This window comes from Nioella nitratireducens, from assembly GCF_001879715.1.
Lineage (GTDB): Bacteria > Pseudomonadota > Alphaproteobacteria > Rhodobacterales > Rhodobacteraceae > Nioella > Nioella nitratireducens.
Genome location: NZ_MNBW01000018.1, coordinates 15,873 through 27,452, shown reverse-complemented (window position 1 = coordinate 27,452; position 11,580 = coordinate 15,873). Strand labels below are relative to the sequence as shown.

Sequence of the window (11,580 nt, the reverse complement as noted above, 5' to 3'; positions counted from 1 at the left end):
GCAACGCGCGCTTGAAAAGGGTCCTGTTGCGGCAGATATAGCCCGGTCGTTACAGGAAGACCATGATGGCAGATCCGGCGAGGGCTGCACTCATGCACAGTCGGAACACCGTCCACGCACGGGGGGTTGTCAGCAGCAGGGCCAGCAGTGATCCGGCAAAGCTCCAGAACAGGCAAACGAAGAGGTTGAGTCCGGAAAAGGCGAGGGCCAGCCGCTGTGCCTCGCCCATCGGGCCAAGGCCCGCCCCATAGCCTGCGGCGGCGGCCATCGCCACGGCCCAGACCTTGGGGTTGACCCACTGAAACAGCACCGCTTGCCATGCCGTAAAGGGTTTGTCCCCGGCCTTGCCGACCGAAAGTTGGCGGGTGTGGGTCAGCCGCCATGCCATCCACAAGATCCAGCCCGCCGCGATCATTTTGAGGGCAAAGGACAGCCCCGGTTGCGCCAGCAACAGCGCGCCGACCCCAAGGCCCACCACCGCCGCGATCACGCCGACGCCAAGCGCCACGCCCACCACATGCGGCAGCGTCGCGCGAAAGCCGAAGCGCGCGCCCGAAGCGGTCAGCAGGATAACATTGGGGCCGGGCGAGAACAGTCCGGCGAAAACAAAGGCGTAGAGCGGGTCCAAGATGCGTGTCCGGTGCTGCGGGTCGGCTGACAGGACGTCAGGGCGCAGGGGCTGTCAAGGCAGCAACTGGTCCCGTGTCAGGGTAAAGCCCGAGGCGATCCAGCGTGTCTCGATCTCGCGCAGGCGGTCGCCAAGGGCCGGGCCGCGCAGGCCGATCTGCATCAGGTCGCCGGGTTTCACCGGCACCTGCAGGCCATCGGCGGCGCGGGCGGAGTCAAGGTCCGATTGCGCGAGGGGGAGTTCCAGCAGCGCCACGCGCAAGAGCAGCACGTCGCGGGCGGCATCCGCCCCAAGACGATAGCCAAGTTCACCGGCCCCCATGAGCGAGCCGACCGCATCGCGCAGCATCGTGACCTGCCGCGCATCGGGTTTGGACAGGCGCAGCGCCTGCATCGGGGCGTCGCCACCAAGCGCGGCAAGGCGGCGGCAATGATCGGGCGCGACACCAAAGCCCTGTTCGGCATGGACAAGGATGGGCAGCGCCTTGGCCCCGGCCCCCGGCAGGGCGTGGCGCAGGATACCGGCTTGTTCCATCGCGGCGACAGCGGGGGCGGGATCGGCGGCGCGCAAGAGCTTGCACATCTCGTGCCCGATCCGTTCGCGCGACAACCGGTCGATGCCGTCGGCCATCTCGGCGCAGGCGGCAAGGCCATCGGGGTCGAACCCGGCCTGTTGATCGGCGTAGTGAGCGTGGAAGCGGAAGAAGCGCAGGATACGCAGGTAGTCTTCGCGGATACGGTCATGCGGGTCGCCGATGAAGCGCAGCCGCCCGGCCTGCAAATCCGCCACGCCCTGTCCCAACGGGTCGATCACCCGGCCCGAGGCATCGGCATAGAGCGCGTTCATGGTAAAGTCGCGTCGCATGGCGTCGTCTTCCACCGCGTCGGCAAAGGCGATCACGGCGCGGCGTCCATCGGTTTCCACATCCTTGCGAAAGGTTGTGACTTCGTGCGGCAGGCCTTTGGCGACGACGGTGATCGTGCCGTGGTCGATGCCCGTGGGCACGGGTTTCAACCCGGCGGCCTCGGCGATGCGGATAACGGTTTCGGGCCGCGCATCGGTGGACAGGTCGATGTCATCGGTGGGCAGGTTCAACAGCCCGTTGCGCACGCAGCCGCCGACGAAGAGCGCGTGAAAGCCCTCGGCCTCCAGCGCCTTGCACAGCGCTTGGGTGCCGGGGTGATGCAACCAGTCTGCCGCCAGGATCATGCCGCCACCCGGTCGGCCAGACCCTTGAGCATCCGGGCGGTCGCGCCCCAGATGTAATAGGGGCCGTAGGGGGCCACGTAATAGGACCGCCAGACCCCCCGCCAATGGCGCCGTTCCACCCGGTACGAGGCCGGGGTCATCAGGAAGGACAGGGGGACCGAGAAGACCTCGGCCACCTCGCCCAGCTCTGGCACCGGCGAAAAGGGCGCGCGGATGCGGCCCACGAAGGGGGTCACGGTGTAGCTGGTCACGGTTTCATGCGGCGGCAGGTGCCCGAGGATGTCCACTTGGCTTGGGTCGAGACCGATTTCCTCGTGGCTTTCGCGCAGCGCGGCGGCCTCGGGGCTGGCGTCGGTGGCATCGACCTTGCCACCGGGGAAGGCGACCTGTCCGGGGTGATGCTTCAACATCGCCGAGCGCTTGGTCAGGATGACCCGCGCGCCATTCGGTGTTTCGAGGATCGGCATCAGGACGGCGGCGGGCCGTAGTTTGCGCCCCTCGGGCAGGACAATGCCCGGGTTGAGGTCATAGTCGGACGAGGCCGGGGCAGCCCCGGCCAACGCCCGTTCTATGATCCCAAGCTCAGAGATCGGAGCCATCCGGGTTCTTGGTGGCCTCGAACCCGAGTGTCTGCGGATCGAACACGTAATGCGCCCCGCAGAACTGGCAATCGGCGGTCACTGTGCCTTCATCCGTGGTCATGTGGGCGATGTCCTTGGCCGAGTAGATCGACAGGCTTTCCCGCACGCGGGTTTCAGAACAGGTGCAGCCGAATTTGACCGGCAGCGCGGTGTAGATGCGCGGCCGCTCTTCGTGGAACAGACGCAAGAGCAGGTCGGTCGGCGCCACCGAGGGGCCGACGAGTTCCAGCTCTTCGACCGTGTCGAGCAGGATATTGGCGCGGTTCCAGTTCTCGGCATCGTCTTCGCCAAGGAAATCTTCCGGTTGCAGCAGGCCCTCTTCACCTGACCCGCCCTCGCCGGTGACATGCGGCGAGGCTTTGGGCATATGCTGGATCATCACGCCCCCCGCGCGCCAACCCGACTGGCCGCCCGGTTCCATGCTGCGCCCGAACGACAGGGCAAAGCGCGTCGGCAACTGTTCGGACTGGGCGAAATACGCCTCGGCGCAAGAGGACAGCGAGCCCCCCGCCACCGGCGTGATGCCCTGATAGGGGGTATTGCCCTGACCCTGGTCGATCAGGATCGCGAAATAGCCTTTACCGATCTGGCGGAACGGGTCCGTCCCATCGACGTAGCGGTCCTTGTCATAGCTGGCATAGGCGCGGATCTGGGCGCGCTCACCCTCTTTCGCGGGGGCATAGATGTCGGTCGCCAGAATGCGCAAAGGCCCGTCGCCGCGCACCTGAAGCGACAGCTTCCAGCGCAGCTTGATCGTCTGGCCGATCAGGGCCGTCAGCAGCGCCATTTCCGCCAGCATCGATTCGATCCCCGCTGGGTAGCTGTGCTGCGACAGGATCTGGTCGAGCGTCCCGTCGAGGCGGGCCACCCGGCCGCGAATATCTGCACGGTCGAGCTGAAAGGGCAGGACGGTGTCGTCCCATGCGATCTTGGTGCTGAGGGTCATTGGCTTTCCTTCTGCCACGAGGGCTGGCATACCGCGCCCATATAAGCGGGACAACCGCCTTGCCAACCCCAAAGCCGTGCCCGGTGCCCGAGGAGTCCGCCCGATGAACCGCCGTTTCGGACAGCCACCCGACCCCGCCCGCCGCTACACGCCGCGCCGCGGGGTGTATGCCGTGATCCTCGCGGGCGACGGTATTCTCGCCACGTTCCAGGAGCGGCCACTGGCCGAGTTGCAACTGCCCGGCGGTGGAATCGACCCCGGTGAGTCGCCCTTGGCGGCGCTGCACCGCGAGGTGTTCGAGGAAACCGGGTATCGCATTCAAACGCCGCGCCGCATGGGGATGTTCCACCGCTTCACCTATATGCCGGATTACGACATCTGGGCGCAAAAGCTGTGCACGATCTATGTCGCGCAGCTTGGATCGCGCCTGTCGGCCCCGAGCGAGCCGGGGCACCACCCGGTGTTCCTGCCGTGGGATGAGGCCGAGGCGGAATTGGCCGTGGATGGCGACCGGCATTTCGTGGGCCGGGCGCGCGCGCACCTCAGGGTGTGAACTGAAACGACAGGGCCGAGACGTCATCGTCGAAATCCGCGCGCCCGCCGAAGCGTTCCAATTCCGCAACCAGCTGCGGCAGGAAGCGGTCGTGCGGGGTTTCCGCGTGGCGGGCCAGGATGCTGGCCAGCCCGGTGTCGCCCAGAAACCCGCCCATGGGCGCGGCACATTCGGTGAAGCCGTCGGAATGCAGGATCAGCCGGTCGCCGGGGGACAGGGTCAGGTCGATGGTTTCAAAGCGCGCATTGGGCAACAGGCCAATGGGCATCCCGCCGTCCCCCGCCCATGTGACATCGCCGCCGGGATGCAGGATCGCGGGGTGCGGGTGCCCGGCCTGCACCATGCGCACCCGCCCTGTCGTCAGGTCCACATCTGCAAGGCAGAGGGTGAAATAAAGGTCGGTCTCGACCTCGTTGAACATCATGGCGTTGAGCTTGGCCGCAACGGCATCGGGCGGCAGGGCGGCCCAGTCCCCGCCGACCTGCTGGATCAGGGCGACGTTTTGTTCCGGCGCGGCGGTGCCAAGCAGCCCCGCCATCCGCGCGGTCACCAGTGCCGAGGTCACGCCATGCCCGGACACGTCGAGCGAAAAGAGCCCCAGCCGGTCGCCCGGAATCGGAAACATGCCGACGAGATCTCCCCCGACATGGCCACTGGAATGCAGGGCCAGCGCGACCGAGCCGTTCGTCACCGGGCGGAAGATTTCCGGCACCAGCGAATCTTGCAGGCGCTTTGCTTCCAGCAGGTCGCGGTCGAGCGCATCGTAAAGCGAGCGAATCTCGGCCAGCGTGGTGCGAATCTGCCGGTTCTGGCGGACGAGTTCGGTTTGCATCGCAACGATCCGCTCGCCCGCCTGAATCCGCGCGCGCAGTTCCGGGGGCGTCACCGGTTTGGTCACGAAATCATCGGCCCCGGCCTCCAACCCCTGCGCGATCTCGGACTTGTCGGATTTCGAGGTCAGAAGGATGACGTAGCCGTAACTTTCCCGGTCGAGCAACCTAAAGGCGCGGCAGAAATCCGGCCCGGACATGCCCGGCATCATCCAGTCGGTCAGCACGATGGGGATGGGGCTGCGGCGCAGGATATCGAGCGCCTCGGCTGGTGTTGCACAAACTGTCACCTCGTGCCCCCATTTGCGAAGCAGCGTCGCCAGAAGACGCCGTTGCGCGCGGCTGTTTTCCAGAACCAGCACATGCGAGGGCGCCAGCGCAGCAGCGCCAAGGGGCCGCTGATCGGCGCGTATGGTAATATCTTCCGGCAAACGGGGCCTCGTCGTGCATTCCTCGACTCCTTGCTGCCCCACCACGGGTTAAGGTCGGGTGAATGCTAAAATGCCCCCGATTTTCCGCGCCCGATGAAGCATTTGTTAAGCCCTGCCCGAGCAGACTGCGCAGCGGGGCGTTTGGGAATGAGTAAGATGAGTCTGATAGATCGAAACAGGTTGAAGGAGTTGCGCCAAGAGATCGGCGAGGAGGATTTTCACGACGTGGCAGCCGTTTTTTTGGAGGAAATCTCGGAAACGCTGGATGCGCTTTCGGCCAATCCGGGCCTCGCCCGGGCCGAGGATTTCCATGGGTTGAGGGGCAGCGCGCTCAACCTTGGGTTCAGCGCCTTCGCGGAGGCCTGTTTCGCGGCAGAGACCATGATTGACGCGGGCAGGCGGCCAGATCTGGTTCGGCTGGATTGGTTGTATCTGGAATCATTGGCCGCGTTCGGGCCGGACCTGCCGTCACTGGCGGCCTAGTAGGCGGTGACGGAGGGACCGGTGAACACCTGCTCGCCGACGCGCACGACCAAGTGCCCGTTCGGCAAGGTCCGAACAACCTGTCCTTGCACGTAGACGCAGCTACCAAGAGTGATCGTCTTGATCATGTCGAGGTTCCCAAACTCGGGCGGAAAAGGCCCGACTGGACTATTCCGCGGTCACGCATCGGGGTTCAGGATGCCGCAACAGCGTCGCATCGAAAACAGAGATTGCGATGGGAATCGCGTCCCGAAGAGCTGCTACACCCAATCGCGCAGGATCGGTATCAAAGGGATATCCGCTGGCGGCATTGGATAGTCGCGCAACTGGGTGGGTCGCGCCCAGGCCAGGGTCTGGCCCTCGCGCGGGGTGACAATGCCGGCCCATTTGCGGCAGGCAAAGAGCGGCATGAGCAGGTGGAAATCGTCGTAGCTGTGGCTGGCGAAGGTCAGCGGCGCGAGACAGCTTTCCCACGTGTCGATGCCCAGTTCTTCCTGCAACTCGCGGACGAGGGCGACCTCGGGCGTTTCGCCCGATTCGACCTTGCCGCCCGGAAATTCCCATAGCCCGGCCATTGGTTTGCCCTCGGGGCGTTGTGCCAGCAGCACCCGCCCGTCGCCGTCGATCAGGGCCACGGCAGAGACCAGAACGGTTTTCACGACCGGTAATCCGCGTTGATCGAAATGTATTGATGGGTCAGGTCGCAGGTCCAGACGGTCGCCTGCCCGTCGCCAAGGCCGAGATCGACGGCGACCAGCAGCTCTTCGCCAGTCATGTAGGCGGCACCCGCTTCTTCCGAATAGGTGGGCGAGACCCAGCCCTTTTCGGCCACCAGCACGTCGCCAAAGCGGATCGTCAGCAGGTCACGGTCAGCGGTTGCGCCGGATTTCCCGACGGCCATCACCACCCGTCCCCAGTTGGGGTCTTCTCCGGCGATGGCGGTCTTGACCAACGGCGAATTGGCGATGGATCGGGCCACCTTGTCGGCGTCACGGGGTGTCTTGGCGCCGGTCACCCGCACCTCAACCAGTTTGGTGGCGCCCTCGCCGTCGCGCACGATCTGAAGCGCGAGGTCGCGCAGCACGTCTTGCAGCGCGGCGGCAAAGACCTGTCCGTCGGCGCTGCGCGCCGAGGTGATCCTTCGGTTGCCCGCCTTTCCGGTCGCAGCCAGCATCACCGTGTCCGAGGTCGAGGTGTCGCTGTCCACCGTGATGGCGTTGAAGCTGCCGTTGGTGGCGGATTTCAGCATGGATTGCAGCGCCGGACGCGAGACGGCGGCGTCGGTAAAGACATAGCCCAGCATCGTCGCCATGTCCGGCGCAATCATGCCCGACCCCTTGGCGAACCCGGCGATGTGCACAGTCTGGCCGTCGATCTCGACCTCTGCCATCGCGCCCTTGGCGAAGGTGTCGGTGGTCATGATGGCGCGCGCGGCAGGTTCCCAGTGACCGGCATCGAGACCGTCGCGCAGGGCGGTCATCGCGTCGGTGATCCTGGCGGCGGGCAGCGGTTCGCCAATGACGCCGGTCGAGGCGGAAAACACATGGCCATTGGGCAAGCCCATCAGCTTGGCGAGCGTGCCGGTGACCTCATCGACGGTTTGCTGGCCGGCATGACCGGTGAAGGCGTTGGAATTGCCCGAGTTCACGATGATGGCAAATCCCTGTTCGCTGTCCTTGTCCAGCGCGGCCAGCTTGTCTTCGCAATCGCGCACCGGGGCCGAGCGGGTCGATGACCGGGTAAACACTCCCGCTACACTGCTGCCCGGAGCGATTTCCACCAGCATAACGTCGTTGCGGTTCTTGTATTTCACCCCGGCCGGGGCGGCCGCCAGACGGACGCCGTCGATGGCGGGAATGGCGGGGAAGCCCTCCTTGGGTGCCAGCGGCGATACCGCTGGCACCGATGTCTCCGGGGCGGGGGCTTCGGCGACAGCAGCGCGTTCGGCCTTGAGCTTCTTGCGCAGCTTGTTGAGCTTGCGCTTGAGGTCATCGACCTCGGTCTTGCTGGCTCCGGCTTTCGCCGCTTTGTCTTTCTTGGCCATGCCCGCCCCTCGTGTCGGATCAGTTGTTCAGCAGATCCACATCACGGATAAGTGCGGGGTCGATGTCAAGCTCAGGGCGCGCGACGTCCGCGGCGTCGGTGAGGTTCTGAATGTATTCGTCGACGCGCGCCTGGCGCAGACCCTCGACCAGTTGGTCACGCACTTCGTCCAGCGTGGGGGCGGCCTGCTCGCGGGTTTCGTTGAGCTTGATCACATGCCAGCCAAAGCGGGTCTGGACGGGGGCCGAAACTTCGCCGACCGACAGGTCCGTCACAGCGGCTTCGAACGGGGGCACCATCATGCCTTCGCTGAACCAGCCAAGCTCTCCGCCGTTGGGGCCGGACGGGCCGGTCGAATTCTCGCGGGCGAGATCGGCAAAGTCGGCACCGTTTTCCAGTTGCTCGATCAGCGCCTGTGCGGCGTCTTCGGAATCGACGAGGATATGCGAGGCGTTGTATTCGGTCACCGGTTCCACGTCTGCGTATTGCGCATCGTATTCGGCCTGAAGATCCGCGTCTGCGATTTCGCCTTGCGAAACTTCGTCGAGTGTCATGGCGGCGATGTAGGCGCGCTGCTCGTTTTCCAGACCGATGCGCATGGCGCCGGACATGCCGTCCTGAGCGGCGGAGGCGACGACCTCTTGCTGAACCAGCTGTTCCAGGATGCCTTGCAGCAGCACATCGTCCGGCAGGGTCTGGTACTGCTGCGGCAGTTGCGACTGCGCCACGATGACATGCCCAAGAGTGATATCATGGCCGTTCACGGTTGCCAGAACGGTGCTGGCATCCTGAGCGGAGGCGGGCGAGATCATGAGCGCAGCGACCGCTGCACTGGCGAGGAACGTTTTCGTCATAGAAGATTTCCCATGTTGCTTGACCGAGATGAGCCTCCCGGTCGCGTTGACACATTTCAAGCAGCCCCTTATGTCCCATGCGGGTTTGGCATCGGAGCCTGACCTGACTTGGGGGTCGTTGTAGACGTCCGCAAGGAGCCGAACAACCCGGTGCCCCAACGGTGAGACAGATAGCGGCCGCATTTCGCGGACCGAAGGTGCGGAAGGGCGACAGAACATATGCTTGGGCTTGGAACAATCGCGAAGAAGGTTTTCGGCACGCCGAATGACCGAAAGGTAAAAGCCACCCGCCCCCTCGTCGAAAAGATCAACGCGCTGGAGCCAGAGTACGAAAAGCTCTCGGATACGGATATCGTCGCCAAGACGGCCGAGTTCCGAAATCGCGCGCAAAATGGCGAAAGTCTGGACGATCTGCTGCCGGAAGCCTTTGCAAACTGCCGTGAAGCCGCCCGCCGCGCCCTTGGCCTGCGGGCTTTCGACGTGCAGTTGATGGGCGGTATTTTCCTGCATCAGGGCAATATTTCCGAGATGAAGACCGGCGAAGGCAAGACGCTGGTCGCTACGTTCCCGGCCTATCTGAACGCGCTGACCGGCAAGGGCGTGCATATCGTCACCGTGAACGATTACCTTGCCAAACGCGACGCGGACTGGATGAGCAAGGTCTACACCGCGCTTGGGATGACCACCGGTGTCGTCTACCCGCGCCAGCCCGATCCTGAGAAGCGCGAGGCCTATCAGGCCGACATCACCTACGCGACGAACAACGAGCTTGGGTTCGACTATTTGCGCGACAACATGCGCGCCAGCCTGAAAGAGATGGCGCAGCGCGGTCACAATTTCGCGATTGTCGACGAGGTGGACTCGATTCTGATCGACGAAGCGCGAACGCCGCTGATCATCTCGGGGCCGTCGGATGACCGGTCCGAGCTGTATGTGCGCATGAACGAGGTCATGCCCGAGATTCAGGACGACCACTACACCCACGACGAGAAGGCCCGGCAGGTGACCTATACCGACGAGGGCAACGAGTTCCTCGAACAGCGCCTGTCAGAGGTCGGTATCCTGCCCGAGGGGCAAAGCCTCTACGACCCTGAATCGACCACGATCGTCCACCACGCGACCAACGCCTTGCGGGCGCACAAGGTCTTTCACAAGGACAAGGATTACATCGTTCGCGGTGACGAGGTCGTTCTGATCGACGAATTCACCGGCCGGATGATGGCTGGGCGCCGCCTGTCGGACGGTCTGCATCAGGCGATCGAGGCCAAGGAAGGCGTCAAGATCCAGCCGGAAAACGTAACGCTCGCCAGCGTGACCTTCCAGAACTACTTCCGCCTTTATGACAAGCTGTCGGGCATGACCGGCACGGCAGTGACCGAGGCCGAGGAATTCCATTCCATCTATGGGCTGGGCGTGGTGGAAGTGCCCACCAATCGCCCGATTGCCCGGCTTGACGAGGACGACCAAGTCTATCGCACCGGGCAAGAGAAATACGACGCCATCGTCGCGCAAATCCGCGAAGCCCATGAAAAGGGCCAGCCGGTTCTGGTTGGCACGACCTCGATCGAAAAGTCGGAAATGCTGAGCCAGCTTCTGACCGAGGCCAAGTTGCCCCACAACGTCCTGAACGCCCGCCAGCACGAGCAAGAGGCGCAGATCGTTGCCGATGCCGGTAAACTGGGCGCGATCACCATCGCCACCAACATGGCGGGTCGCGGCACCGACATCAAACTGGGCGGCAATGTCGACTTCAAGGTGATGGAAGCCATCGCCGCCGATCCCGACACCCACCCCGATGAAATCCGCGCGAGGATCGAAGCGGAACATGCCGCTGACGAACAGGCGGTGAAGGATGCCGGTGGCCTTTACGTTCTGGCCACCGAACGCCACGAAAGCCGCCGGATCGACAACCAGCTGCGCGGCCGGTCTGGCCGTCAGGGCGATCCGGGGCGGTCCAGCTTCTTCCTGTCGCTGGAAGACGACCTGATGCGGATTTTCGGGTCGGAGCGGCTGGACAAGATGTTGAACACGCTGGGGATGAAGGATGGCGAGGCCATCGTGCACCCGTGGGTCAACAAGTCGCTGGAACGGGCGCAAGCCAAGGTCGAGGGGCGCAACTTCGACATCCGCAAACAGTTGCTCAAGTTCGACGACGTGATGAACGACCAGCGTAAGGCAATCTTTGGCCAGCGTCTGGAAATCATGGGTGCCGAAGATATCGGCGAGATTGCGCAGGATATGCGCCACCAGGTTATCGACGACATGATCGAGCAATACATGCCGCCGCGCTCCTACGCCGATCAGTGGGACACCGACGGCCTGCACGAGGCGATCAAGCAGGCGCTTGCCCTTGACCTGCCAGTTGCAGACTGGGCCGATGAAGAAGGCGTGGATGACGAGGTGGTGCGAGAGCGCATCGTGAAGGCGTCGGATGAATACATGGCCAAGAAGGCTGTGGATTTCGGGCCCGAGAACATGCGCCAGATCGAAAAGCAGCTTTTGTTGCAGACCATCGACGCCAAGTGGCGCGAGCATCTGTTGACGCTGGAGCACCTGCGCTCGGTCGTGGGCTTTCGCGGCTATGCGCAGCGCGATCCGCTGAACGAATACAAGACCGAAGGGTTCCAGCTTTTCGAAATGATGCTCGACGGGCTGCGCGCCGACGTGACCGAAAAGCTCAGCCGCATCCAGCCGCTGACGCCGGAACAGCAGCAAGAGGTCATTCGCCAGATGCAGGAACGCCAGCAGGCCACGCAGGACGCTGCCGATCAGGCCGTGGCGCAGGCCTCGGGCGTCGATCCCGATGCGCCGACGCCGCTGGTCGATGGCTTCGTGGATAACGATCCCACCACATGGGGCAATCCGGGTCGGAACGATCCCTGCCCCTGCGGATCGGGCAACAAGTTCAAGCATTGCCACGGTCGCCTGACCTGATCGAAAAAAAGGGCCCGGACCGACAGGA

At 64.1% G+C, this 11,580-nt stretch carries 12 protein-coding genes; 3 read left to right on the top strand and 9 right to left on the bottom strand.

Translation table 11 applies throughout. From position 1 onward, the window contains the following. Positions 1 to 49: 49 nt before the first annotated feature. From BKY27_RS15915 to hslO, 4 genes are read right to left on the bottom strand one after another with little or no spacing between them, the layout of a single operon-like run. Positions 50 to 628 (bottom strand): LysE family translocator, encoded by a 579-nt coding sequence (locus BKY27_RS15915; RefSeq protein ID WP_324610014.1) that lies wholly within the window; start codon positions 626 to 628, stop codon positions 50 to 52. Positions 629 to 682: 54 nt separating this feature from the next. Next, positions 683 to 1,837: a CCA tRNA nucleotidyltransferase gene (locus BKY27_RS15910; RefSeq protein ID WP_071675477.1), complete on the bottom strand. Its 1,155-nt coding sequence runs from the start codon at positions 1,835 to 1,837 to the stop codon at positions 683 to 685. Beyond that, entirely contained in the window at positions 1,834 to 2,436 is a 603-nt protein-coding gene (locus tag BKY27_RS15905; protein ID WP_071675476.1) for a CoA pyrophosphatase, read from the bottom strand. Before BKY27_RS15905 ends, BKY27_RS15910 begins: the two co-directional genes overlap by 4 nt. Then, positions 2,420 to 3,424, bottom strand: a complete 1,005-nt coding sequence (hslO, locus tag BKY27_RS15900; RefSeq protein WP_071675475.1) for an Hsp33 family molecular chaperone HslO — start codon at positions 3,422 to 3,424, stop codon at positions 2,420 to 2,422. The genes BKY27_RS15905 and hslO overlap by 17 nt, the downstream gene beginning before the upstream one ends. 103 nt (positions 3,425 to 3,527) lie before the next feature. Here hslO and BKY27_RS15895 point away from each other — a divergent pair, with 103 nt between their 5' ends. Beyond that, complete coding sequence (locus BKY27_RS15895; RefSeq protein WP_071675474.1) at positions 3,528 to 3,977, top strand: NUDIX hydrolase; 450 nt, start codon at positions 3,528 to 3,530, stop codon at positions 3,975 to 3,977. On the opposite strand, the gene BKY27_RS15890 is transcribed toward BKY27_RS15895, so the two are convergent. After that, on the bottom strand, positions 3,967 to 5,238 hold the full coding sequence (locus BKY27_RS15890) for a PP2C family protein-serine/threonine phosphatase (RefSeq protein ID WP_233491863.1): 1,272 nt from the start codon (positions 5,236 to 5,238) through the stop codon (positions 3,967 to 3,969). The genes BKY27_RS15895 and BKY27_RS15890 overlap by 11 nt on opposite strands. Before the next feature lie 147 nt (positions 5,239 to 5,385). Between BKY27_RS15890 and BKY27_RS15885 the strand changes: the two genes are divergently transcribed. Further along, on the top strand, positions 5,386 to 5,721 hold the full coding sequence (locus BKY27_RS15885) for an Hpt domain-containing protein (protein WP_158514990.1): 336 nt from the start codon (positions 5,386 to 5,388) through the stop codon (positions 5,719 to 5,721). Here BKY27_RS15885 and BKY27_RS20540 read toward each other — a convergent pair. The 4 genes from BKY27_RS20540 to BKY27_RS15870 form a co-directional block, all read right to left on the bottom strand. After that, positions 5,718 to 5,849 carry a hypothetical protein gene (locus tag BKY27_RS20540; protein ID WP_267888897.1) on the bottom strand — a complete coding sequence of 44 codons (132 nt, stop codon included), beginning with the start codon at positions 5,847 to 5,849 and terminating at the stop codon, positions 5,718 to 5,720. The two genes, BKY27_RS15885 and BKY27_RS20540, sit on opposite strands and share 4 nt — an antisense overlap. Before the next feature lie 132 nt (positions 5,850 to 5,981). Then, positions 5,982 to 6,380: a (deoxy)nucleoside triphosphate pyrophosphohydrolase gene (locus BKY27_RS15880; protein WP_071675473.1), complete on the bottom strand. Its 399-nt coding sequence runs from the start codon at positions 6,378 to 6,380 to the stop codon at positions 5,982 to 5,984. Continuing rightward, positions 6,377 to 7,765, bottom strand: a complete 1,389-nt coding sequence (gene argJ / locus BKY27_RS15875) for a bifunctional glutamate N-acetyltransferase/amino-acid acetyltransferase ArgJ (protein ID WP_071675472.1) — start codon at positions 7,763 to 7,765, stop codon at positions 6,377 to 6,379. The genes BKY27_RS15880 and argJ overlap by 4 nt, the downstream gene beginning before the upstream one ends. Positions 7,766 to 7,784: 19 nt before the next feature. Then, positions 7,785 to 8,618, bottom strand: coding sequence for a peptidylprolyl isomerase (locus BKY27_RS15870; RefSeq protein WP_071675471.1), 834 nt, complete (start codon positions 8,616 to 8,618; stop codon positions 7,785 to 7,787). A gap of 219 nt (positions 8,619 to 8,837) precedes the next feature. Here BKY27_RS15870 and secA point away from each other — a divergent pair, with 219 nt between their 5' ends. Continuing rightward, complete coding sequence (gene secA / locus BKY27_RS15865) at positions 8,838 to 11,552, top strand: preprotein translocase subunit SecA (RefSeq protein ID WP_071675470.1); 2,715 nt, start codon at positions 8,838 to 8,840, stop codon at positions 11,550 to 11,552. Positions 11,553 to 11,580: the final 28 nt, after the last annotated feature.